This window comes from Blastococcus sp. TF02A-30, assembly GCF_003319185.1.
In the GTDB taxonomy this organism is placed as follows: Bacteria; Actinomycetota; Actinomycetes; order Mycobacteriales; family Geodermatophilaceae; genus Blastococcus.
In genome coordinates this window covers 76,426-98,870 of record NZ_QOHJ01000002.1, presented here as the reverse complement: position 1 = coordinate 98,870, position 22,445 = coordinate 76,426, and the positions used below count along the sequence as shown (strand labels likewise).

The following is a 22,445-nucleotide window of genomic DNA, read 5'->3' as shown; positions in this document are numbered from 1 at the left end:
TCGCCGACGATGCGAGCCCCGCACCCCGAGGTGCGCCGGCGCTCGCGCTCGCCGAGCTCGCGGCGGCCACTCGAGCGTTGGGACATCACCGCATGAGCACCCCCACTCCCCCTGCCGCCGACGGCACCGCCCGTCCGCGCCGCCGTCGCGGCGGCCGCGGTCGCGGCACCCGCCCGGCCGGCGAGCAGACGCAGGTCCAGCAGCAGAGCACCCCGGCGCCGGCTCCCGTCGTCGTCCCCGTCGGCGCGGACGCCACCGTCCTGCCCACCGACACCACGTTCGCGGCGCTCGGCGTGCCCGCGCCCATGGTCGAGGTGCTCTCGGCCAGCGGCATCACCGCGCCGTTCCCGATCCAGGTCGCCACGCTGCCCGACAGCCTCGGCGGCCGCGACGTGCTCGGCCGCGGGCGCACCGGCTCGGGCAAGACCCTGGCCTTCTCCATCCCGCTGGTCGCCCGGCTGGCCGCCTCCGACAGCCGCCGCTCCGCCAAGCGCCCCCGGGCGCTGGTGCTGGTGCCGACCCGCGAGCTGGCCAACCAGGTGTTCGCCGTCGTCGACCCGCTGGCCCGTGCCCTGGGCATGAACGCCACCACGATCTTCGGCGGCGTCGGCCAGAACCCGCAGGTCCAGGCGCTGGCCAAGGGCGTCGACATCGTCATCGCCTGCCCCGGCCGGCTCGAGGACCTCATCGGCCAGGGCCACTGCGACCTCGGCGCCGTCGAGATCACCATCCTGGACGAGGCCGACCACATGGCCGACCTCGGCTTCCTGCCCGGCGTCAAGCGGCTCATGGACCGCACCCCGAAGACCGGCCAGCGGCTGCTCTTCTCGGCGACCCTGGACAACGGCGTCGACGTCCTGGTCAAGCGCTACCTGAGCAACCCGGTCACGCACTCGGTCGACCCCGCGGTCGCGCCGGTGAGCACCATGACCCACCACGTCTTCCACGTGCAGACCGCCGACAAGGGCGAGGTCGTGCGCCAGCTGGCCGCGGGCCTCGGCCGCAGCGTGCTGTTCACCCGCACCAAGCACCAGGCCAAGAAGCTGGCCAAGCAGCTCACCGCGTCGGGCATCCCGGCCGTCGACCTGCACGGCAACCTCAGCCAGAACGCCCGCGAGCGCAACCTCGAGGCGTTCAGCAACGGCTCCTCCCGGGTGCTGTGCGCCACCGACATCGCCGCCCGCGGCATCCACGTCGACGACGTCGCGCTGGTCGTGCACGTCGACCCGCCGACCGAGCACAAGGCCTACCTGCACCGCTCGGGCCGCACCGCCCGCGCCGGCGCCGGTGGCACGGTCGTCACCATCACCACCCCCGACATGGTCGGCGAGGTGCGCACGCTGACCCGCCAGGCCGGGATCACCCCGACCGTGACCCAGGTCCGGCCGGGCGCCGAGCTGATCGCCGAGCTCGCCGGCCCGCCGGCGCCCTACGTGGAGCCGGCCCCCGCGCCGGAGCCGCAGCCGCAGGGCTCCGGTGGCGGCCGTCGTCGTCGCGGGGGGTCGGGCTCGGGTTCCGCGTCGGCCAAGCCGGCCGCCTCGGGCCGCGGTGGGGCCTCCGGCGGCGGCCGGGCCAGCGGCCCGGCGCGCACCCGCGCCGAGCTGGCCGCCCGCGCCGGCACCAGCAGCGCCGCCTCGTTCAGCGCCCGCTCGCGCCGCGGCCGCTGATCTCCCGCCGGACCCGGGAGACCTCCGCCGGTCTCCCGGGTTCAGCGCTGCCCGGGGTGGGCACCGAGGACGGCATGGGACTGCCGATCACCCTCTCCGAGATCGCGCCGCGCATCTCCGCGGGCGCCTTCATCCTGAACAGCGGCCTCGGCAAGCGCGGGGCCGACGCCGAGACCGCCGCCGGCATGCACGGCTTCGCCGCCGGCGCCTACCCGGTGCTGAAGAACGTCCCCCCGCAGCAGTTCGTGCAGGGGCTGGCGACGGCGGAGATCGTCGTGGGGGCGGCGCTGCTGACGCCCTTCGTGCCGACCTTCGCGGCCGGTGTCGCGCTGACCGCCTTCTCCGGCGGGCTGCTCGGCCTGTACCTCAAGACGCCGGGCATGCGGAAGCCGGGCAGCCTCGCGCCGACCGAGCAGGGCCTGTCCATCGCCAAGGACAGCTGGCTGGTCGGGATCGGCATCGGCCTCATGACCCGCGGGCTGATCGAGCGCCGTCCCCGCGTGTCGGTGAAGAAGGCGGAGAAGCTGGCCCGTACCCAGGCGAAGCAGGCCGCGAAGGACGCCCGCCGCGAGGCGCGGGCGCGCTAGTCCCCCGGCAGGTGCACGGTGCTGACCAGCCGGCGGCGGCGCCCCTCCGCCGGCTGGTTCGCCGCGCGGGCGGCCAGCACCGCCCGCAGGTCGGCCACCAGCTCGGCGAACTCGTCCTCGGTGAGCCACAGCCCCACCTGCCGGTAGCCGACGCCGTCCCGCGCGAGGTCGACGTTGCCGCGGGTCAGGTACCGGTCGAAGTCGGCCAGCAGCGCGGCGACGAACGTGGTGAACGCCCGGCGGTGCTCCTCGGGGTCCATCCGGGACGCGGCGTCGGGGCCGATGGACGCCGCCGCGGGCACCAGCCGGTAGCTGCGCTCGGCGGCGCCCCGCACCCGGCGCTCCCCCACGACCTCCAGCACGCCGGCCTCGGCCAGCGTGGCGACGTGCCGGTAGAGCGACGCCGTCGGGACGTCGGGCAGCCCGGCGTGCAGGTCGGCGGTGGTGAGCGTGCGCTCGCCCAGGAACGCCTGGACGATCCGCAGCCGCACCGGGTGCAGCAGCAGGTCCGAGGTCGGCATCCGCGCCACCATTCTCATCTTTGACAACGCTCTCGCGATTGAGAATGATGGTGCCATGGCGACGATCCGGACGACACCCGACAGCCTGCAGATCTCCCTCACGCGGGCGGAGAAGTTCTTCGGCATGCTCCGCGACCTCGAGGTGCCCCCGTCGGCCGTGACCTCCGTCGAGGCGGTGCCGTCCGGCCTGGCCGCGCTGCGCGGGCTGCGCGCGCCGGGGCTCGGGCTCCCCGGCGTGCGCGCCATCGGCACCTGGCGGCGGCGCGGCGAGAAGACCTACGTCTCGGTGCGCCGCGGGCAGCCCGCGCTCCGGATCCGGCTGACCGGCCAGCGCTACGACACCGTGCTGGTCGGGGCCGACGACGCCGCGGCGCTCGCCGGCACGCTCTCCCCCGCGGGCTGAGCGTGCGCGAGCTCCCCCTGGCCGTGCCGGGCGAGCACCCGCTCGCCGGCACGCTCACCCTCCCCGACGGCCCGCTCCCCGCGCCCGCCGTGGTGCTGGCCGCCGGGTCGGGGCCGGTCGACCGGGACTCCGACCACCCGCGCGCGCGGTTCGGGGTCACCCGCGCCCTGGCGCACGCGCTGGCCGGCGCCGGCCTGGCCAGCTACCGCTACGACAAGCGCGGCGTCGGCGGCAGCCCCGGCGACTGGCGCCGAGCCGGGTTCACCGACAACGTCGACGACCTGGCCCGCGTCGTGACCGCCGTCGCGGACCGGCCCGAGGTGGACGCCGACCGGCTGCTCCTGGCCGGCCACAGCGAGGGGGCGCTGCTGTCCGCCGCCGTCGCCGCCCGCGGTGCGCACGTCGCGGGGCTGGTCCTCCTGGCCATGAGCGCCAGCCCCGGCGAGGAGCTGCTGCGCTGGCAGGCGCGGCAGATCGCACCCACCCTGCCGGCACCGGTGCGGCTGCTGCTCCGCGTCCTCCGCACCGACCTGGAGAAGAAGGTCGCGGCCAACCACGTCCGCATCAAGGCGACCACCACCGACGTCGCCCGGATCGGCGGAGCGCGGGTCAACGCCCGGTGGACCCGCGAGTTCATGGCCCACGACCCGAGCGCAGACCTGCGCCGGGTGCGCGTGCCGGTCCTGGCCATCACCGGCGGCAAGGACCTGCAGGTGCCGGCCGACGACCTCGACCGGATCGCGGCGACCGCGGCCGGGCCGGTCGAGGTGCGCCGCGTCCCCGACCTGACGCACACGCTGCGCCGCCAGTCCGGGCCGCCGTCGATGTCGCGCTACAAGGCCGAGCTGCGCGAGCCGGTCGACCCCGAGGTGCTCGCCCTCGTCACCGGCTGGGCCCGCCGGGTCACCGGCTGACCCCTTCCGCCCGGTCCTTGACGGTTGCACCATCGGGGCAGCGCCCCCCGCGAGGGACGCCCGACCCAGGAGGCGCCATGCCCCGGACCCCGCTGACCGCCGGTGCGCTGCCGGCCGCCGCCGTCCTGACCGTCGCCGTCCTGACCGGCTGCGGGAGCTCCGAACCGGAACCGGACTCCCCCGCCGCCGCGTCGACCACCAGCCCGGGCACGGCCGAGCCGACCGACGTGACCCCCGCGGCGGAGAGCGCCGCGCTGGAGGTGACCGCGGTCGACTTCGGCTTCGAGCTCGACGACGAGGAGCTGACCGCCGGCACCTACGAGATCACGCTGACCAACGACGGCGGCTCCACCCACGACCTGGTCGTCGAGCGGGACGGCGAGGACGTCGCGGAGTCCGAGGACGTCGACCCGGGCGAGAGCACCACGTTCACGGTGACGCTGGACGAGGGCGAGTACGTCTTCTACTGCTCGATCGCCAACCACCGCGCCATGGGCATGGAGGTGCCGGTCGAGGTGGGGGCGTGACCCGCACGCCGGTGCGGGTGCGGCGCACCGGGACTCCGACGCTGTGGGGCCTGCGGCTGCTCGGCGCGGCGCTGCTGGCGGCCACGGCCTGGATCCACCTGGACCTGTGGCGCGACGGCTACCGGGACGTCGACGTCATCGGGCCGGCGTTCCTGCTCGCCGTCGTCCTGGGGTCCGGGTCGGCGGCGCTGCTGCTCGTGGTGCCGCGCGCCGTCCTGCCGTGGGTGGCCGCCCTGGGCGCGCTCGTGTGCGGGGGCACGCTGGCCGCCCTGCTGGTCTCCACCTGGGTGGGCCTGTTCGGCTTCCGCGAGTCGACCGCGGCGGCCCTGTGGTGGGAGTCGTTCTGGGTGGAGGCGGCGGGCGCTCTCGTGCTGGCCGGGCTGGCCTGGCTCGCGAGCGCCCGCCGCTGATCGGTCAGTTCCCGCTGGCGAAGGCGGCGTCGAACGCGGCCGCCGGCGGGTCGAACGCCAGCCGGCGCACGAACTCCAGCGCCTCGGGGGCGCCGACCAGGCGGTCCATGCCGGCGTCCTCCCACTCCACCGAGATGGGGCCGTCGTAGCCGATCGTGTTGAGCATCCGGAAGCAGGCCTCCCACGGGACGTCGCCGTGGCCGGTGGAGACGAAGTCCCAGCCGCGCCGCGGGTCGGCCCAGGGCAGGTGCGACCCCATCCGGCCGTTGCGGCCGTTGCCCACCTGCTTCTTCGCGTCCTTGCAGTCGACGTGGTAGATCCGGTCCTTGAAGTCCCAGATGAAGCTGACCGGGTCCAGGTCCTGCCAGACGAAGTGCGACGGGTCCCAGTTGAGCCCGAACGCCTCGCGGTGGCCGATGGCCTCCATCGTGCGCACCGTCGTCCAGTAGTCGTAGGCGATCTCGCTCGGGTGCACCTCGTGCGCGAACTTCACGCCGACCTCGTCGAAGACGTCGAGGATCGGGTTCCAGCGGTCGGCGAAGTCGCGGTAGCCGTCCTCGATCATCGACTCGGGCACCGGCGGGAACATCGCCACGGTCTTCCAGATCTTCGACCCGGTGAAGCCCACGACGACGTCGACGCCGAGCTTGCGGGCCGCCCGCGCGGTCAGCTTCATCTCCTCGGCCGCCCGCTGCCGGACGCCCTCCGGGTCGCCGTCGCCCCACACCCGCGGGTGCACCATGCCGCGGTGCCGCTCGTCGATCGGGTCGTCGCACACGGCCTGGCCGTTGAGGTGGTTGCTGATCGCGAACACCTGCAGGCCGTAGCGCTTGAGCAGGTCGAGCTTCTCCTGCACGTAGGAGTCGTCGTTCGCCGCGCGCTCGACGTCGAGGTGGTCGCCCCAGCAGGCGATCTCCAGGCCGTCGTAACCCCACTCCGAGGCCAGCCGCGCCACCTCCTCGAACGGCAGGTCGGCCCACTGGCCGGTGAACAGCGTGACGGGACGGGGCATCAGCGGTCTCCTTCGATCGGGGTCCAGCGGGAGTCGTCGGCCGCGCTGCGCTCGACGGCGTCGAGCACCCGCTGCACCTGCAGGCCGTCGGCGAAGGACGGCGCCGGGTCCTCCCCCTTGGCGATGGCGGTGACCAGGTCGACGACCTGGTGGGTGAAGCCGTGCTCGTACCCGAGCCCGTGCCCGGCCGGCCACCAGGCGCCGACGTAGGGGTGACCGGGCTCGGTGACGACGATCCGGCGGAAGCCCGCGGTCTCGTCCGGGTCGTCGCCGTCGAAGAAGTGCAGGACGTTCATGTCCTCGAAGTCGAACGCCAGGCTCCCGCGCGAGCCGTTGATCTCGATGCGGATGGCGTTCTTGCGCCCCAGCGCGAACCGGGTCGCCTCGAAGCTGGCCACCGCCCCGCCGTCGAACCGGCCGAGGAACAGGGCCGCGTCGTCGACGGTGACCGTGCCGGTGCCCTCGCCCGCGACACCGGACAGCGAGCCGGCAGCCGCGGGCAGCGGGCGCTCCGTCACGAAGGTCTCCAGCAGCGCGCTCACGCCGGTGAGCCGCTGGCCGGTGATGTGCTGGGTCAGGTCGACGACGTGCGCGCCGATGTCGCCCAGCGCGCCCGAGCCGGCCTTGTCCTTCTCCAGCCGCCACGACATCGGCGCGCTGGGGTCGGCGATCCAGTCCTGCAGGTACTGCGCGCGCACGTGCCGGATGTCGCCGAGCCGGCCGGCGGCGACCAGCTGGCGGGCCAGCGCGATCGCCGGCACCCGGCGGTAGGTGAACCCGACCATCGAGCGGACGCCGTTGCGGGCGGCCCGCGCGGCGGCCTCGGCCATCGCCTCGGCCTCGGCGACCGAGTTGGCCAGCGGCTTCTCGCAGAGCACGTGCTTGCCGGCCTCGAGCGCGGCGATCGCGATCTCGGCGTGGGTGTCCCCGGGCGTGCAGACGTCGACCAGGTCGACGTCCTCGCGTCCGAGCACCCGCCGCCAGTCGGTCTCGGTGGCCGACCAGCCGAGCTTGCCGGCCGCCTCGGCCACGCGGGCGGGGTCACGGCCGACGAGGACGGCGAGGTCGGGCCGCAGCGGCAGGTCGAAGAAGTGGGGGGCGGTGCGCCAGGCGTGCGAGTGCGCGGCGCCCATGAAGGCGTGGCCGATCATGGCCACGCGCAGGTGCGGCCGGTCGGGAGTGGTCATCGGAGCTCCTCGGGAAGCGGGGTGGCCGGGCGCGGGCAGACGCCCGGCCACCCCACGGCGATCAGGACTCGAACGCGGCGTCGATGAAGTCGTCGACGTTCTCCGAGGTCACGACCGGGGCGTTGAGGACGATCGTCCGCGGCACGCCCTGGGAGTTGAGGTCGGAGATGCTCTTGCCCTGCGCGACCAGCCGGGCCAGCCGGACGCCGTCCGCGGCCTGGGTGTGCGGGTAGATGACCGTCGCCTGCAGGACCGAGTCGCCGGACTCGATCTCGCGCATGGCGTTGGCCGAGCCGGCGCCGCCGACCATGAAGAACTCGTCGCGGCCGGCGTTCTCGATGGCGGCCAGGACGCCGACGCCCTGGTCGTCGTCGTGGTTCCAGATCGCGTCGATCTGCGGTGCGGCCTGGAGCAGGTTGGCCGCGGCCTCCTCACCGCCCTCGACGGTGAAGTCGGCGGCGACCCGGTTGGCCACCTCGAGCCCGCAGTCGGCCAGCGCGTCGGCGAAGCCCTGGCTGCGGTCCTGGGTGAGCGGCAGCGAGTCGATGCCGGCGATCTCGGCGACGACGGCGTCGCGCTGGTCGCCGAGCTGCTCGCAGACGTAGGTGCCGGCCGAGACGCCCATGCCGTAGTTGTCGCCGAGGATGGTGGCGCGGGCGGCGAACGGGCTGTCGAACTCGCGGTCGACGTTGATGACCGGGATGCCGGCCTCCATCGCCTCCAGCGCGACCGGGGTCAGCGCGGCACCGTCGAACGGCAGCAGCACGATCGCGTCGACGCCGTCGTTGATGAACGTCTCGACCTGGCTGATCTGGGTGCCGACGTCGTTGGTGCCCTCGGCGACCCGCAGCTCGACGTCGTCGTACTCTTCGTCGACGGCGCGCGCGGCCTCGGTGATGCCGGCCATCCAGCCGTGGTCCGCGGCGGGGGCGGAGAAGCCGATGACGACGGTGTCGCCTTCCTCGTCGTTGTCGCTCGCGGCGTTGGCGGTGCCCCCGCCACCGGAGTTCTCCGGCTCGTTGCTGGTGCAGCCGGCCACCAGCGCGGCGGCGCCGAGCAGGGCGACCGCGGTGTAGGGCAGGCGGCGGAACGGACGCTGCCTCGCTGCAGACATGTTCTCTCCTCGGGTCTGGCCGTCCTGGCGGGAGGCCAGGTGGTCGGGGTGGTGCGGGGATCGGGGGTGGAGCGCCCACGGGGCGGGCCCGGTGGGAGTCGGTGCTGACCGGCGCGCGGCGGCAGGACAGGACGCCGCGCGCCGGTCAGGTCTGGGGTGCGCCGGGGCGGGCGCCGCCGGGGCCGCCGGGTTCGCTCGTCCCGCCGGACACCGCGCCGGCCGGGCTGCCCTGGACGACCGGGGCGCCACCGCGGGCGCCGCCGCCGCCGGAGCGGGCGAAGGAGAAGCCGCCGGTGGCCAGCCGCTGCTGCAGCAGCACGGCGAGGACGATGATCACGCCGCGGGCGACGGCCTGGGCCGAGCTGGACAGGTTGTTCAGCGTGAAGACGTTGCCGAGCGTGGTGAAGATCAGCACGCCCAGGACGGTGCCGACGATCGTGCCCCGGCCGCCGATGAGCAGCGTGCCGCCGATGACGACCGCGGCGATCGCGTCCAGCTCCCACAGCGTGCCGTGCGTGGAGCTGCCGGTCGTCGTGCGGGCCATGATCATCACCGCGGCGATGCCGCAGGTGAACCCGGAGAGCACGTAGAGCTTCACGGTGTGCCGCTGCACGCGGATGCCGGCCAGGCGGGCCGCCTCGGCGTTGCCGCCGACGGCGAAGGTCCGCCGTCCGAAGGTGGTGCGGTTGAGCAGCACCCAGCCGGCGACGGCGACCAGCGCCCAGATGATGACCAGCGTCGGGATGCCGAGCACGTCGCCGGAGAAGAACGACAGGAAGTCCCGGTCGCGGATGATCTGCGTCCGCCGGTTGGAGATGATCTCGGCCAGCCCGCGCGCGGCCGCGAGCATGGCGAGGGTGGCGATGAAGGCGGCCAGCTTGCCGTAGGCGATGACCACCCCGTTGACCAGCCCCGCGATGCTGCCCACCAGCAGCGCGGTGACCACCATGACGATCCAGTGCACGTCCTCGGCCATCTGCTGGGTGGCCAGCGTGGTCGCCCAGACCGAGGAGAGCGCCGCGAGCGCGCCGACGGAAAGGTCGATGCCCCCGCCGATGATCACGAAGGTCATGCCGATGCTGACCACGCCGATGACCGCGGACAGCCGCAGGATGGTCAGCACGTTGTCGAGGTCGGCGAAGCGGTCGCCGGCCGTCGCGATGCCGACGATGCAGAGGATGACCAGGGCGACCACCAGGCCGAGGTTGCGGCCCACCGGCCCCGCCATCAGGCTCTGCCGCTGCCCGCCGTTCGGGCCGCGCCCGGCCGGGTCCACGGACGCGTCCGTCGTCCCGCTCGTCGTCGCGGTGGTGCTCCCGCTCATGCCACGTCCCCTTCGTGCTGCGTCTCGTGCTGCGTCGGGCGGAGGGGCGCGCCGCGGTGGCCGGTGCCCTCCATGACCAGGTCGAGCACCCGGTGCTCGTCGAGTTCTCCGGCCGGTGCCTCGGCGACGACGGCGCCCTCGGCGATCACCAGCACGCGGTCGGCCAGGCCGAGGACCTCCGGGATCTCGCTGGAGACCACGACGACGGCGACCCCGCGGTCGGCCAGGTCGCGGATCAGCGCGTAGATCTCCGAGCGGGCGCCGACGTCGACGCCGCGGGTGGGCTCGTCGAGCAGCAGCACCCGGCAGTCGCGCAGCAGCCACCGGGCCAGCACGACCTTCTGCTGGTTCCCACCGGACAGCGTGCGGACCTCGCGGTCGACGTCCTTCGGGCGGACGTCGAGCGAGCCGACCAGGTCCTGGGCGGCGTCGCGCTCGGCACCGCGGGAGAGGAAGCCGCCGCGGGCGAACCGGGCCAGGCTGGAGATGGAGATGTTGCGGTAGACGGAGTCGCCGAGCAGCAGCGCCTGGCTCTTGCGCTCCTCGGGGGCCAGGCCGACACCGGCGGCCACCGCTCCCCCGACGTCGCCGGGCCGCAGCCGCTTGCCGGCGACGCGCACCGTGCCGCTGGTGGCGCGGCGGGCGCCGAAGACGGTCTCCAGGATCTCGGAACGCCCGGCGCCGACCAGCCCGGCCAGGCCGACCACCTCGCCCGGGCGGACGGCGAAGGAGACGCCGCCGAAGCTGCCGCGCAGCCCGAGGTCCTCGACCTCCAGCAGCGGCTCCTGGTCGACGGCGACCTGTGCGCGCCGCTCCGGGAAGACGTACTCGATCGTCCGGCCGGTCATCAGCGTGATGACCTCGCGGGTCTCGGTCTCGCGCGCCGGCAGGCCGGTGGCCACGGTCCGGCCGTCCTTGAGGACGGTGATCCGGTCGCCGATCTGGCGGATCTCCTCGAGCCGGTGGGAGATGTAGACGACGGCGACGTCGTGGGCGGTGAGGTCGCGGACGACGGCGAAGAGCCGGTCGACCTCCTCGGTGTCCAGGACGGCCGAGGGCTCGTCCATGACGATCAGCTTCGCGTCCTGGGACAGCGCCCGGGCGATGCTGACCATCTGCTGGCCGGCCGCGGACAGGGAGCCGACCTCGGCGCCCGGCCGGATCTCCGGGTGGCCGAGCCGCTCGAGCAGCCGCGCGGCGGCCCGGTTGACCTCGGCGATGCGGGTCAGGCCGAACCGCGAGCGCTCCCGGCCGAGGAAGATGTTGTCGGCGACGCTCAGGCCGGAGACGAGGTCGAGCTCCTGGTAGATGGTGGCGATGCCCAGGCGCATCGCGGCCTGCGGGCTGCTCAGCCGCACCTCCTCGCCGCGCCAGGTGATCCGGCCCGCGTCGGGCTGGTGGGCGCCGGCCAGGACCTTGATCAGCGTCGACTTGCCGGCACCGTTCTGACCCAGCAGGCAGTGCACCTCGCCGGCGCGCACGTCGAGGTCGACGCCGTCGAGCGCCCGGACACCCGGGAACGTCTTGACGATGCCGTGCATCTCGAGGAGCGGGGTGCTCCCGGGTTCCGCCACGTTGCCTCCGGACTTTTGCTCAACACTGACCATTAGTCGGCTGAGGCAGCAACATATGTCCCGGGTCACACGGGGTCAAGGGACCTCCGGCACGGTTACCGGAACGAGACCAAGCCCGGGACCCGACGGGTCCCGGGGTGCTCGGTCCCCGCGGGTCAGCGCTCGGCGGCGAGCAGCGCGACCGAGTCCTCGTCCAGGAACTCCTCGATCGCCATGAGGGCCGCACCGACGCGGCCGGAGAGGTCGGGCGCGTCGCTGACGGTGATCTCCAGCGCCCGGGCGGCCAGCGGCATGGACCGCCGGTACACCGCCTCGCGGATGCCGGCCAGCAGGGGCACGCCCGCCCGCGCGACGCCGCCGGTCATGACGATGCGGTGCGGGTTGAAGAAGTTGACCAGCGCGGCCAGGACGGTGCCGATCGTGCGGCCCGCCTCGCGCACCAGCTCGAGCGCGGCGCCGTCCCCCTGCGCGGCGAGCTGGACGATGTCGCGCACCGTCTCGACCGGCAGGCCGGCCGCGACGGCGTCGCGCAGGATGGCGCCGCCGCCGGCGATCGCCTCGAGGCAGTTCTCCTGCCCGCAGCGGCAGACGACGGTGCGCCCGTCGGGCTGGGCGACGTGGATGTGCCCGATGTCGCCGGCGCTGCCCTGCGCGCCGCGGTACACCCGGCCCTCGACGATGACCCCGCAGCCGATGCCGGTGCCCACCTTGACCACGAGGAGGTCCTGGTCGGAGCCGGCGACGCCGATCTCGCCGAGCGCCATCACGTTGACGTCGTTGTCGACGTAGACCGGGCACTCGTACCGGCCGAACGCGCTGGGGACCGGGTAGTCGTGCCAGCCCGACATGATCGGCGGGTGCGAGGGCCGTCCGGTCGAGAACTCGACCGGTCCGGGCACCCCCACGCCGACGGCGCGCACGTCGGCCGGGGTCAGCCCCGCCTCGGCGAGCGCCTTCTGCGCCAGCCGGTCGACCTCGGCCAGCACGGGCCGGGGGCCCTCGGCGATGTCGATCGGGTGGCCGGCGGTGGCCAGGATCTGCGCGGACAGGTCGGTGACCGCGACGTCGACGCTGCTGGCGCCGAGGTCGACGGCGAGCACGCAGCCCGCCCGGCTGTTGAACTGCAGGAGCGTGGGCGGCCGGCCGCCGGTGCTCCAGCCGCGACCGCCCTCCTCGAGGAGGTTCGCCGCGATGAGCTGGTCCACCCGCGCGCTGACCGTGTTGCGCGACGCGCCGGTGAGCGCCACGAGGTCGGCGCGGCTGCGCGCACGCCCCGTGCGCACGTGCCGGAGCAGCGCCCCGGCCGACGCTGAGGTGGTGGCCACGTCGCCATAGTGGCACGGCCGGGCGTCCTCCCCGGCCCGCCTGCGGGGTGGCCTCCACCGGACGAGGGGCCGGGCAGCGTGCGCTCCCCGGCCCCTCGTCAGCGTGCGGTGGTCAGCGGACGCCGAGCAGGTGCTCCATCGCCAGCTGGTCGAGCCGCTCGAACTGCAGGCCGCGCTCGCCCAGGGCGACCGGGTCGTGCGCCTCGTCCCGGAGGGCCTGCAGCGACTCGCCCTCGCCCAGCGTGGGGACGGCGAGCTCGGTGACGCGGGCGGCCTCGAGGGCCTCGGCGACCTCCGGGTCCGCGCGGAACGCCTGCGCCTTCTCCTTGAGGATCAGGTAGTTGCGCATGCAGGCGCGGGCGGTCTCCCACACGCCCTCGATGTCCTCGGTCCGCGGCGGCTTGTAGTCGAAGTGCAGGTAGCCGTCGTAGGCGCGGCCGGAACCGGAGCCGAGCAGCGTGTCGACGGTCCAGAAGGCCCCGCGCAGGTTGCCGGCGCCGAAGCGCAGGTCCTGGTCGAAGCGGGGGCCGTGCTGGCCGTTGAGGTCGACGTGGAAGAGCTTGCCGTGCCACAGCGCCTGGGCGATGCCCTGGGCGAAGTTCAGCCCGGCCATCTCCTCGTGCCCGACCTCCGGGTTGAGGCCGACGCGGTCGGGCTCCTCGAGCTCGTTGATGAAGGCGATGGCGTGCCCGATGGTCGGCAGCAGGATGTCGCCGCGCGGCTCGTTGGGCTTGGGCTCGAGGGCGAACCGGATGTCGTAGCCCTGCTCGCGCACGTAGGCGCAGAGCAGGTCCAGGCCCTCCTTGTACCGGTCCAGCGCAGCGGCGACGTCCTTGCTGCCACCGGACTCGGCGCCCTCGCGGCCGCCCCACAGCACGTAGGTCTTCGCACCCAGCTCGGCGGCCAGGTCGATGTTGCGCAGCACCTTGGCGATCGCGTACCGGCGGACGGCGCGGTCGTTGGCGGTCAGGCCGCCGTCCTTGAACACCGGCGCGCCGAACAGGTTGGTGGTGGCCATCTCGACGCCGACGCCGGTCTCGGCGAGCGCCTTCTTGAACCGCTCGAGGGTGGCCTCGCGGGTGGCGTCGTCGGGCACCAGGTCGTCGTCGTGGAAGGTCACCGCGGCCGCACCCAGCTCGGCGAGCTTGTGCACCGCCTCGACCGGGTCCAGCGCCGGGCGGACGGCGCCGCCGAAGACGTCGACGCCCTGCCAGCCCACGGTCCACAGACCGAAGCTGAACTTGTCGTCCTTGGTGGGGGTGTAGCGGTCGCTCATGAGCGGTTCTCCGTCCGGGAGGGTGGATGGGCAGCAGGTCCCCCGCCGGTGGCGGGGGGACGGACGACGGGGATCGGGGTCACGAGACCCCGGCCGGTACCGCGTCGGGGACCGGCACGAGCGTGGGGTCGTCGAACACCGACTCGAGCGCGACGTGGGCGCCGCCGCGCACGGCGGCGCTGAAGCCGAGGGTGGAGAGCACCACGCGCGCGCCGGCCACGCCGGGCCCGAGCACGCGGGCCTCCAGCTCGGCCATCACCGGCCCCATGAGGTACTCGCCGAGGACGGCGAAGTACCCGCCCAGCAGCACGACGCGCGGGTTGAACACGTTGATGAGCACGGCCGCGCCGGCGCCGAGGGCGGTGCCCACCCGGTGCAGCGCGGCGAGCGTGCGCTCGTCGCCGGCGGCGGTGCGGGCGGCCACCTCGGCCAGCCGGGTCTCCAGGTCGCGGGTGTGGTCGTGCACGGGGTCGTCGTCGTCCGCGACCGCGTGCAGCAGCGCAGCCAGGCCGACGACGGTCTCCCAGCAGCCGGTCCGGCCGCAGCCGCAGACCGCATCGGGGTCGCCGAGGGACGTGTGCCCGACCTCGCCGGACAGGCCGCCGGCGCCGCGCAGCAGCTGACCGGCGACGATCACGCCGCCGCCGACGCCGACCTCACCGGTCAGGTAGACCAGGTCGGGGGTGCGCGCCTCGGCGCCCATCGCCCACTCGGCGATCGCGGAGAGGTTGGCGTCGTTCTCGACCCGGATCGGGAAGTCGACGTCGAGCCGGGCGCTGAGGCCGTCCAGCACCGGGACGTCCCGCCAGCCGATGTTGGGCGCGAGGATGACGACGCCGTCGACGCTGCGGACGAGGCCGGCGACGGCGACGGTGAGCCCGGCCGGGCGGGCGCCGCGGGTGGCGGCGGCGTCGACGGCCCGGCGGACCAGCGCCGCGACCTCGTCGAGGGTGCGGTCCACGCCGGCCGACGGCACGTCGAGGGCCAGCCGTTCCTCGAACAGCACCTCGCCGCGCAGGTCCAGCACCAGGACGGCGACGTAGTCGACGTTGAGCTCCACCCCGATGCCGCAGACGCACCGGCCGGCCAGCTCGACGATCACACCGGGGCGGCCGACCGAGCCGGCCCGGTCGATCTCGCCGGCGGTGACCAGCCGCCGCTCGCCCAGCTCGGCGACCAAGCTGGACACGGTGGCCTTGTTCAGCCCGGTGTCCTGGGCGATCCGCGCCCGCGACCGGGGGCCGGCGTCGCGCAGGTGGCGCAGCACCAGCCCGAGGTTGTTGCGCCGCACGGTGGCCTGGTCGGCCGGGGCGTTCCGGCGCGCACGGGGTCCGTCGTAGAGACCACGCTCCTCGAACACGGCGGTACACCTCCTCGCAACGGCAGCGTCATTTGTCTGTTGCGCAAACAAATTATGGGTGCGAACGACCGTGGTCAAGGTCGCACCCACCCGTTACCCAACCGCAACGCCGTCGTTCCCGCGCCGTGGGAGCGGAGAATAGTTCGACGCCCCGACGAACCGCCCGCGCCGCCGTTAAGGTCTGCGCCCATGACGCTCGTCGCCGGAGTCGACACCTCCACCCAGGCCTGCAAGGTCGTCGTGCGCGACGCCGCCACCGGGGAGCTGGTGCGCTCCGGCCGCGCAGCGCACCCTGCCGGCACCGAGGTCGCACCGCGGGCGTGGGAGGAGGCGTTCACCGCCGCCGCCGAGGCCGCCGGCGGGCTGGCCGACGTCGCCGCGCTCGCCGTCGGCGGGCAGCAGCACGGGATGGTCTGCCTCGACGAGGACGGCGAGGTCGTCCGCGACGCGCTGCTGTGGAACGACGTCCGCTCCGCCGGCGCGGCCCACGACCTCATCCTCGAGCTCGGCGACGGCGACGAGACCGCCGGGCGGCAGGCCTGGGCCGACGCGGTGGGCGTGGTACCGGTCGCCTCCTTCACCGCGACCAAGCTGCGCTGGCTCGCCGACGCCGAGCCTGCTCACGCCGACCGCACCGCCGCGGTGTGCCTCCCCCACGACTGGCTGACCTGGCGGATCTCCGAGGGCCGGACCCTCGGCACGCTGGCCACCGACCGCGGCGACGCCAGCGGCACCGCGTACTGGTCGGCGCGCACCGGCGAGTACCGGCTCGACCTGCTGGAGCGCGCGCTGCGCGGCCGCCGCCCCGCCGTCCCCCGGGTGGCCGGACCCGCCGAGCAGGTCGGCGCGCTCGCCGACTCCGGTGCGGTGCTCGGCCCCGGCACCGGCGACAACGCCGCCGCCGCGCTCGGCCTGGCCGCCCGGCCCGGCGACGTCGTCGTCTCGATCGGCACCTCCGGGGTGGTCTCCGCCGTCACGCCCACCGCGGTCGCCGACGTGACCGGCACCGTCGCCGGGTTCGCCGACGCGACCGGCAACCACCTGCCGCTGGTGGCCACGCTCAACGCCGCGCGGGTGCTGGACGCCGCGGCCCGGCTGCTCGGCGTCGACCACGCCACGCTGTCCGACCTCGCGCTGCAGGCCCCCTCCGGCGCCGACGGGCTGGTGCTGGTGCCCTACCTCGAGGGCGAGCGCACGCCCAACCTGCCGCACGCCACCGGCGCGGTGCACGGGCTGACGCTGCGCACCTCGACCCCGGCGCACCTCGCCCGCGCCGCCGTCGAGGGGCTGCTCTGCGGCCTGGCCGACGGGATCGAGGCCGTCGTCGCGCAGGGGGTCGCCGTCGAGCGGGTGCTGCTCATCGGCGGCGCGGCCGCCTCCCCCGCCGTCCAGCAGCTGGCCCCGGGCATCTTCGGCCGGCCGGTCGTCGTCCCGGCGCCGGGCGAGTACGTGGCCGACGGCGCCGCGCGGCAGGCGGCGTGGGTGCTGTCGGGGGCCGACGCCGCCCCGGAGTGGGCGCAGCCCGGGCTGCAGACCTTCGAGGCCGAGCCGACGCCCGCCGTCCGCGAGCGCTACGCCGAGGTCCGCACCCGCACTGACGGCCAGTAAGAGGACCACCCTTCCCCCCACGCCTCGCGCGCTCGGCGCGGGCCCCTGAAGGGCGGCCGTTCCATCACGTCACCTGCTCGGCGCGGGTCGGCACCCTCGCGCTGTGGCAGCGAGGCTCGCGGTCGGCGGCGAGGGTGGTTGCCGCACCGCGAGGACGACGACGGGCGGCGCGGTCAGATCGCGCGCAGGACGTCGGCGACGGCGGCGGGGTGGGTCATGGGCAGCAGGTGCGCGCCGCCGTCGATCTCGACCAGGCGGCCGGCCGGGGCCGATGCGGCCACGGCCCGGGCCCAGCCGGCGTCGCAGAGCCGGTCGCGGGTGCCCCGCACGACCACGACCGGCACCCGGACCTCGCGCAGCCGGTCCTCGATCCGGTCGGGAGCCGCCCGCCGCCACAGCGCGGTCATGGCCCGCGGGCCGGTCGACCACCACTGGGCCAGGACGGCCGGCACGATCCGCACGGGCTCGCGCACCGCCGTCGCCAGCCACCGCCCGACCAGCCCGCGCGCGGTGCGCAACCGCGGGTCCGTCGTCGGTCCCAGGAGGACGACGGCCCGCACCCGGGGGTCCCGCGCCACCGCGGCCACCACCTGGCAGCTCTGCGAGTGGCCGACGAGCACGACCGGGCCCTCCCCCAGCCCGGCGCTCAACCGGGCGGCCAGCACGTCCAGGTCGGGCACCGGCGCGGCTTCCCCCATACCGGGGAGCCGGACGACCCGGGCGGTCAGGAGCGACCGCAATCGGGCCGATGAACGTTCATCGAGGCCGAGACCGGGCACCAGCAGGTACGGAACCTCGGACGACGACACCCCGCTGGGTCTACCGGCCTCCGGCGGGGCCCGCGAGCCGGAGATCCGGGTGTGACCCGGGTCTCGCCGAGGCGGCGGGCAGCCGCGACAGCCGGAGTGGAAGGATATTCGTCATGACGACATCACCAACGCGCCTCCCCGCCGCCCACGAGACCACGGGCCGGCCGCGCGTCGTCATCATCGGGTCCGGCTTCGGCGGCCTCTTCGCGGCGAAGGCCCTGGCCAAGGCCCCGGTCGACGTCACCGTGATCGGGAAGACCGCGCACCACCTCTTCCAGCCGCTGCTGTACCAGGTGGCCACGGGCATCCTGTCCGAGGGCGAGATCGCCCCGGCCACCCGCGAGGTGCTGCGCAAGCAGCAGAACGCCACGACGGTGCTCGGCGAGGTCACCGACATCGACGTCGACGCCCGCACGGTCACCTCCCAGATCCTGGGCCGCGCGACCGTGCACCCCTACGACGAGCTCATCGTCGCCGCCGGTGCCGGCCAGTCGTACTTCGGCAACGACCACTTCGCCGAGTTCGCCCCCGGCATGAAGAGCATCGACGACGCGCTGGAGCTGCGCGGCCGCATCTTCGGCGCCTTCGAGCTCGCCGAGCTGGCCACCGACCCCGCCGAGATCGACCGGCTGCTCACCTTCGTCGTCGTCGGCGCCGGCCCCACCGGCGTCGAGATGGCCGGTCAGATCTCCGAGCTGGCCCGCCGGACGCTGCGCCGCGACTTCCGCCGCATCGACCCCACCACCGCCCGGGTCATCCTGCTCGACGCCGCGCCCGCGGTGCTCCCCTCCTTCGGCGAGAAGCTGGGCGAGCGCGCCCGGCGGCAGCTCACCGCCGGCGGCGTGGAGGTGCAGCTCGGCGCGATGGTCACCAACGTCGACGCCGACGGCATCGAGGTCAAGGACGCCGACGGCCAGGTCCGCCGGATCGACGCGGCCACCAAGATCTGGGCGGCCGGCGTGCAGGCCAGCTCGCTGGGCCGGCTGCTCGGCGAGAAGACCGGTGCCGAGGTGGACCGGGCCGGCCGCATCTCGGTGCAGCCTGACCTCACGCTGCCCGGGCACCCCGAGATCCACGTCGTCGGCGACATGATGGCGCTCGACCGGCTGCCGGGTGTCGCGCAGGTCGCCATCCAGGGTGGCCGCTACGCCGCCGAGGCCATCAAGCGCCGGGTGGCCGGCAAGCAGCCCCAGGCCCCGTTCCACTACAAGGACAAGGGCTCGATGGCGACGATCAGCCGCTTCCACGCGGTCGTCGACCTCGGCACGCTCAAGTTCGAGGGCTTCACCGCCTGGGTCATGTGGCTGGCCCTGCACCTGCTGTACATCGTCGGCTTCCGCAGCCGGTTCACCGCCGCGGTCAACTGGCTGGTCAGCTTCTTGGGCCGCGGTCGCTCCCAGCGGGTCGCCACCCAGCAGCAGGTCTACGGCCGGCTGGCGCTCGAGGCGCTCGGCGCGGGCTGGGAGGCCACCAAGACCGGTGGCCCGAAGAACGTCGACCCCGCGGGCGAGGACATGACCAACCGGGAGTCCGCCTAGCGGCTGCCGGGGGACCGCTGGGCCGTCCGGCTCAGCGGTTCTCCAGCGCGGTGCCCTCCCGGACGATCCGGGCGGCCACCGCGCGCCAGTCACCGGTCTCCTGCCAGGTCCGGCGCTGCCGCGACGCCGACGTCCCCCGCTCGAACAGGCCCTCCACCAGGTCGACGACCAGTGCCCACTCGTCGTGCGCCGCCAGGTCCTGCCGGAGCTCGGCCAGCAGCCGGCGCACCGCCACCCGTGCCGGGACGAGCTCGCAGGTCAGCGGGTCGAACAGCTGTCCCTCGAGGCCGAACCGGGCCGCCCGCCACCGTGCGGCGCGCAGCAGCTCCGGGCGGGGGCGGGGGCAGGGCTCGCCCCGCTCCGCCCGCCCGGCGAGGACCCGCACCAGCGACCGGACCAGCCCGGCGTGCAGGACGACGTCGTCGACCTCCGTGCAGACGTCGGCCATGCGGAACTCCAGCGTCGGCAGGTGACTGGACGGGCGCAGGTCCCAGTACAGGTGCGAGGAGTCGGCGACGACGCCGGAGGCGACCAGGCCGGCGACCACCTCCCGGTAGCGCTCGGCGCTGCCCAGGTGCTCGGGCGGGCCGGTCGTCGGCCACCGCGACCACCACACGGTGCGGTAGCTGTGGTGCCCGGTGTCGACGCCGGAGTGGAACGGCGAGCTGCCGGTCATGGCCAGCAGCGTGGCCAGGTAGGGCCGGGCGCGGTCCATCACCGCGACGGCGGTGTCCAGGTCGGGGACGCCGACGTGCACGTGGCAGCCCACGATGTCCTGCTGCTGGGCGAGACCGGCCCAGCGGTCCACCATCGCCTCGTACCGCGGGGCAGGCGTGATGTCCTGCTGCTGCCAGCTGTCGAACGGGTGGGTCGAGGCGGGCAGGATGCGCACGCCCGCGCGCGCCGCGGCGCCGGCCGCCTCCGCGCGCGTGGTGACCAGCTCGGCGCGCAGCTGCGGCAGGGACGTGCAGATGCCGGTCGCGGTCTCCAGCTGGGTCGTGGTGATCTCCGCGTGCAGGTGCGGCCCCGACTCACCGCGCAGCACGGCCTCCGCCAGCGCCGGGCTGCGGGTGAGCCGGTAGCTGCCGGGGTCGACGAGGTGGAACTCCTCCTCGACGCCGAAGGTCGCGCCCGTCGTGGTCGCCGCCGGGGGCGGGGCGGGTGCCGCGGGGCGTGCTGCGGCGGGCATCTGCATCGGCGCTCCTGGCGCGGGAGGGACCCGGTGGGCGCGACGGTACGGGGCCGCCCCGGTGTTCGCCCAGGGCGTGACCGGAGCGGTGGGCGGAGCCCGGCCGGCGGCGTTCACTGGTGCTCCTCCTCGATCCGGAGGTCGCCGATGAGCCTGGCCGCGGAGTCCCCGCTGGACGCCTACTCCCGCATCGTCACCGAGGTCGCCGCCGACCTCACCCCGCACGTGGCCGCGCTGCACGTGAGCGACGCCCGGGGCCGGGCCGGTGCCGGCTCGGCCGTGGTCGTGTCCGACGACGGGCTGCTCCTCACCAACGCCCACGTCGTCGGCGGCGCTCGCTCCGGCCGCGCCGTGTTCGGCGACGGCGGCGAGACCGACGTCGTGGTGGTCGGCGCCGACCCGCTCTCGGACCTCGCGGTGGTGCGGGCCCGCGGCGCGACGCCGCCACCGGCGGTGCTCGGGGACGCCGCCTCGCTGAGGGTCGGCCAGCTGGTGGTCGCCGTGGGCAACCCGCTGGGCCTGGCCGGCTCGGTGACCGCCGGCGTCGTGAGCGGGCTCGGGCGATCGCTGCCGACCCGGGACGGGCGCACCGCGCGGGTGGTCGAGGACGTCATCCAGACCGATGCGGCGCTCAACCCCGGCAACTCCGGCGGGGCGCTGGCCGACTCCACCTCCCGCGTCGTCGGGATCAACACCGCCGTCGCCGGCTGGGGGCTGGGGCTGGCGGTACCGATCAACGCGACCAGCCGGCGCATCGTCGACGCGCTCGTCGCCGACGGCCGCGTCCGACGTGCCTACCTGGGCCTGGTGAGCACCCCGGCACCGCTCCCCGCCGCGCTGGCGGAACGGACCGGGCGACGGCGGGGGCTGCGCATCGTCGACGTCGTCCCCGGGGCGCCCGCCGACCGGGCCGGGCTCAAGCCCGGCGACCTCGTGCTCGAGGCGGGGCGGCGACCGGTCGCGGACGCGCAGAGCCTGCAGCGGCTGCTGTTCGCCGAGGCGATCGGGCAGGCGCTGCCGATGACCGTGCACCGCCGCGGGGCGATGGTCGACGTGCTCACCGTCCCGGTCGAGCTCACCGGCTGATGCCCCGTCCGGGTGCCGTCGTCACCCGAACGGGAGGGCTCGGAACTCCCCGTGATCGCCGTCGGCGGGTCAAGATGCCGGGCATGGAGAGCGGACGCGGAGCGCCGGCGACCCTGCTGGCGGTCCTGTACCTCGTCGGCGGGGGGCTCTGCTACGCCGGCGCCGCCTGGCCGATGAACCCCGACGCCCCGATCGGGCTCCTCTGGGTGCTCGGCACGGTGGGGGTCGTGGGTGGCGGCGCGCTGGCGCTCTGGCCGCACCCGCTGCGGCCCTGGGTGGTGCACTCCGCCCTCGCGCTGGTGGCGCTGCTCGTCGCCGTCCTGGCCTGGCGGTCCGCGACGCCGGTCGGGGTGGTCGCCCTGGGCCCGGTGATCACCGCGGTCGCCCTGTACGCCGCGCACTTCCTGTGGCTGCCGGCCGCCCGGGCGCACACCGCGTTCCTGGTCGCCGTCACCAGCCTGGGCGCCCTGGCCGCGGAGCCCACCGGGTTCCTGGTGCCGTGGCTGGCGCTGGTCTGCACCGTCGTCGCGCTCACCGAGGCGCAGGGCCGCCTGGCCGGGCAGCTGCGCGCGGCGGCCGGCACCGACCCGCTGACCGGGGTGGCCAACCGCCGGGCCTGGGAGGCCGAGGCGGCCCGCCACCTGTCCCGGGCGCAGCGCACCGGCGAGCCGCTGTGCGTCGCGCTGCTGGACCTGGACGACTTCAAGCTGGTCAACGACCGCGACGGGCACGGCGCCGGCGACGCGCTGCTGCGCGAGCTGACCACCCGGTGGCGTGAGCGGCTGCGGCACGCCGACCTGCTCGGGCGGTACGGCGGCGACGAGTTCGTCCTGTGCCTCCCGGCCACCGACGAGACCGGCGCCTGGGAGCTGCTCGGCCGGCTGCAGGACGCCCACCCGTTCGGCTGGACCGTGGGCCTGGCCGTCGCCCGTCGCGGCGAACCGCTCCCCGACGTGCTCTCCCGCGCCGACGCCCACCTCTACGCGCGCAAGCGGAGCAGCCGGCGCGCGTGAG

Annotated in this window: 21 protein-coding genes; 10 read left to right on the top strand and 11 right to left on the bottom strand. The window is 75.0% G+C overall.

What is annotated here, in order from left to right:
• The first annotated feature begins 92 nt into the window (after positions 1-92).
• Positions 93-1,667, top strand: coding sequence for a DEAD/DEAH box helicase (locus DQ241_RS04815; RefSeq protein WP_113829049.1), 1,575 nt, complete (start codon positions 93-95; stop codon positions 1,665-1,667).
• Between the two features lie 74 nt (positions 1,668-1,741).
• A complete protein-coding gene (locus DQ241_RS04810) occupies positions 1,742-2,254 on the top strand; it encodes a hypothetical protein (protein WP_113829424.1) in 513 nt (170 codons plus the stop codon).
• Here DQ241_RS04810 and DQ241_RS04805 read toward each other — a convergent pair.
• A complete protein-coding gene (locus tag DQ241_RS04805) occupies positions 2,251-2,775 on the bottom strand; it encodes a helix-turn-helix domain-containing protein (protein WP_113829423.1) in 525 nt (174 codons plus the stop codon). The two genes, DQ241_RS04810 and DQ241_RS04805, sit on opposite strands and share 4 nt — an antisense overlap.
• Before the next feature lie 55 nt (positions 2,776-2,830).
• On the opposite strand from DQ241_RS04805, the gene DQ241_RS04800 reads away from it, so the two are divergent.
• The 4 genes from DQ241_RS04800 (at position 2,831) to DQ241_RS04785 (ending at position 5,029) form a co-directional block, all read left to right on the top strand.
• A complete protein-coding gene (locus tag DQ241_RS04800; protein WP_113829048.1) occupies positions 2,831-3,178 on the top strand; it encodes a hypothetical protein in 348 nt (115 codons plus the stop codon).
• A 2-nt stretch (positions 3,179-3,180) separates the two neighbouring features.
• Complete coding sequence (locus DQ241_RS04795; protein ID WP_199584093.1) at positions 3,181-4,092, top strand: S9 family peptidase; 912 nt, start codon at positions 3,181-3,183, stop codon at positions 4,090-4,092.
• A 77-nt stretch (positions 4,093-4,169) separates the two neighbouring features.
• Positions 4,170-4,619 (top strand): cupredoxin domain-containing protein, encoded by a 450-nt coding sequence (locus DQ241_RS04790; RefSeq protein ID WP_113829046.1) that lies wholly within the window; start codon positions 4,170-4,172, stop codon positions 4,617-4,619.
• Entirely contained in the window at positions 4,616-5,029 is a 414-nt protein-coding gene (locus tag DQ241_RS04785) for a hypothetical protein (RefSeq protein WP_113829045.1), read from the top strand. The genes DQ241_RS04790 and DQ241_RS04785 overlap by 4 nt, the downstream gene beginning before the upstream one ends.
• 4 nt (positions 5,030-5,033) lie before the next feature.
• Here the strand turns inward: DQ241_RS04785 and DQ241_RS04780 are convergent, their stop codons facing one another.
• The 8 genes from DQ241_RS04780 to DQ241_RS04745 form a co-directional block, all read right to left on the bottom strand.
• On the bottom strand, positions 5,034-6,041 hold the full coding sequence (locus DQ241_RS04780; RefSeq protein WP_113829044.1) for a sugar phosphate isomerase/epimerase: 1,008 nt from the start codon (positions 6,039-6,041) through the stop codon (positions 5,034-5,036).
• Positions 6,041-7,228 carry a Gfo/Idh/MocA family protein gene (locus tag DQ241_RS04775; protein ID WP_113829043.1) on the bottom strand — a complete coding sequence of 396 codons (1,188 nt, stop codon included), beginning with the start codon at positions 7,226-7,228 and terminating at the stop codon, positions 6,041-6,043. The genes DQ241_RS04780 and DQ241_RS04775 overlap by 1 nt, the downstream gene beginning before the upstream one ends.
• Positions 7,229-7,289: 61 nt before the next feature.
• A complete protein-coding gene (locus tag DQ241_RS04770; RefSeq protein WP_113829042.1) occupies positions 7,290-8,342 on the bottom strand; it encodes a substrate-binding domain-containing protein in 1,053 nt (350 codons plus the stop codon).
• A gap of 145 nt (positions 8,343-8,487) precedes the next feature.
• Positions 8,488-9,666, bottom strand: coding sequence for an ABC transporter permease (locus DQ241_RS04765; RefSeq protein WP_113829041.1), 1,179 nt, complete (start codon positions 9,664-9,666; stop codon positions 8,488-8,490).
• The gene (locus tag DQ241_RS04760) at positions 9,663-11,240 is read right to left on the bottom strand and encodes a sugar ABC transporter ATP-binding protein (RefSeq protein ID WP_233492214.1); all 1,578 of its coding nucleotides are present in this window, start codon (positions 11,238-11,240) and stop codon (positions 9,663-9,665) included. The genes DQ241_RS04765 and DQ241_RS04760 overlap by 4 nt, the downstream gene beginning before the upstream one ends.
• 155 nt (positions 11,241-11,395) lie before the next feature.
• Positions 11,396-12,565: an ROK family protein gene (locus DQ241_RS04755; protein ID WP_113829040.1), complete on the bottom strand. Its 1,170-nt coding sequence runs from the start codon at positions 12,563-12,565 to the stop codon at positions 11,396-11,398.
• Positions 12,566-12,677: 112 nt separating this feature from the next.
• Positions 12,678-13,841: a xylose isomerase gene (gene xylA / locus DQ241_RS04750; protein ID WP_113829039.1), complete on the bottom strand. Its 1,164-nt coding sequence runs from the start codon at positions 13,839-13,841 to the stop codon at positions 12,678-12,680.
• Positions 13,842-13,920: 79 nt separating this feature from the next.
• Entirely contained in the window at positions 13,921-15,201 is a 1,281-nt protein-coding gene (locus DQ241_RS04745) for an ROK family transcriptional regulator (RefSeq protein ID WP_113829038.1), read from the bottom strand.
• Positions 15,202-15,390: 189 nt separating this feature from the next.
• Between DQ241_RS04745 and DQ241_RS04740 the strand changes: the two genes are divergently transcribed.
• On the top strand, positions 15,391-16,809 hold the full coding sequence (locus tag DQ241_RS04740; protein ID WP_113829037.1) for a xylulokinase: 1,419 nt from the start codon (positions 15,391-15,393) through the stop codon (positions 16,807-16,809).
• 173 nt (positions 16,810-16,982) lie between these two features.
• Here DQ241_RS04740 and DQ241_RS04735 read toward each other — a convergent pair whose 3' ends face one another.
• A complete protein-coding gene (locus tag DQ241_RS04735; protein ID WP_233492277.1) occupies positions 16,983-17,588 on the bottom strand; it encodes an alpha/beta fold hydrolase in 606 nt (201 codons plus the stop codon).
• Between the two features lie 143 nt (positions 17,589-17,731).
• Between DQ241_RS04735 and DQ241_RS04730 the strand changes: the two genes are divergently transcribed.
• Entirely contained in the window at positions 17,732-19,156 is a 1,425-nt protein-coding gene (locus tag DQ241_RS04730) for an NAD(P)/FAD-dependent oxidoreductase (protein WP_113829035.1), read from the top strand.
• Between the two features lie 31 nt (positions 19,157-19,187).
• On the opposite strand, the gene DQ241_RS04725 is transcribed toward DQ241_RS04730, so the two are convergent.
• Entirely contained in the window at positions 19,188-20,351 is a 1,164-nt protein-coding gene (locus DQ241_RS04725; RefSeq protein ID WP_113829034.1) for a glutamate--cysteine ligase, read from the bottom strand.
• 141 nt (positions 20,352-20,492) lie between these two features.
• Between DQ241_RS04725 and DQ241_RS04720 the strand changes: the two genes are divergently transcribed.
• Both DQ241_RS04720 and DQ241_RS04715 read left to right on the top strand, forming a co-directional pair.
• Positions 20,493-21,431, top strand: a complete 939-nt coding sequence (locus DQ241_RS04720; RefSeq protein ID WP_113829033.1) for a S1C family serine protease — start codon at positions 20,493-20,495, stop codon at positions 21,429-21,431.
• 83 nt (positions 21,432-21,514) lie between these two features.
• Entirely contained in the window at positions 21,515-22,444 is a 930-nt protein-coding gene (locus DQ241_RS04715) for a GGDEF domain-containing protein (RefSeq protein ID WP_147252327.1), read from the top strand.
• Position 22,445: the final 1 nt, after the last annotated feature.

What these genes read in the sequence shown, in the direction of transcription:
- DQ241_RS04775 (WP_113829043.1), bottom strand. Translation starts at nt 7,228, where the DNA reads ATGACCACTCCCGACCGGCCGCACCTGCGCGTGGCCATGATCGGCCAC.
- DQ241_RS04720 (WP_113829033.1), top strand. Translation starts at nt 20,493, where the DNA reads ATGAGCCTGGCCGCGGAGTCCCCGCTGGACGCCTACTCCCGCATCGTC.
- DQ241_RS04730 (WP_113829035.1), top strand. Translation starts at nt 17,732, where the DNA reads ATGACGACATCACCAACGCGCCTCCCCGCCGCCCACGAGACCACGGGC.
- xylA (WP_113829039.1), bottom strand. Translation starts at nt 13,841, where the DNA reads ATGAGCGACCGCTACACCCCCACCAAGGACGACAAGTTCAGCTTCGGT.
- DQ241_RS04725 (WP_113829034.1), bottom strand. Translation starts at nt 20,351, where the DNA reads ATGCAGATGCCCGCCGCAGCACGCCCCGCGGCACCCGCCCCGCCCCCG.
- DQ241_RS04805 (WP_113829423.1), bottom strand. Translation starts at nt 2,775, where the DNA reads ATGCCGACCTCGGACCTGCTGCTGCACCCGGTGCGGCTGCGGATCGTC.
- DQ241_RS04715 (WP_147252327.1), top strand. Translation starts at nt 21,515, where the DNA reads ATGGAGAGCGGACGCGGAGCGCCGGCGACCCTGCTGGCGGTCCTGTAC.
- DQ241_RS04740 (WP_113829037.1), top strand. Translation starts at nt 15,391, where the DNA reads ATGACGCTCGTCGCCGGAGTCGACACCTCCACCCAGGCCTGCAAGGTC.
- DQ241_RS04770 (WP_113829042.1), bottom strand. Translation starts at nt 8,342, where the DNA reads ATGTCTGCAGCGAGGCAGCGTCCGTTCCGCCGCCTGCCCTACACCGCG.
- DQ241_RS04765 (WP_113829041.1), bottom strand. Translation starts at nt 9,666, where the DNA reads ATGAGCGGGAGCACCACCGCGACGACGAGCGGGACGACGGACGCGTCC.
- DQ241_RS04810 (WP_113829424.1), top strand. Translation starts at nt 1,742, where the DNA reads ATGGGACTGCCGATCACCCTCTCCGAGATCGCGCCGCGCATCTCCGCG.
- DQ241_RS04815 (WP_113829049.1), top strand. Translation starts at nt 93, where the DNA reads ATGAGCACCCCCACTCCCCCTGCCGCCGACGGCACCGCCCGTCCGCGC.
- DQ241_RS04790 (WP_113829046.1), top strand. Translation starts at nt 4,170, where the DNA reads ATGCCCCGGACCCCGCTGACCGCCGGTGCGCTGCCGGCCGCCGCCGTC.
- DQ241_RS04800 (WP_113829048.1), top strand. Translation starts at nt 2,831, where the DNA reads ATGGCGACGATCCGGACGACACCCGACAGCCTGCAGATCTCCCTCACG.
- DQ241_RS04780 (WP_113829044.1), bottom strand. Translation starts at nt 6,041, where the DNA reads ATGCCCCGTCCCGTCACGCTGTTCACCGGCCAGTGGGCCGACCTGCCG.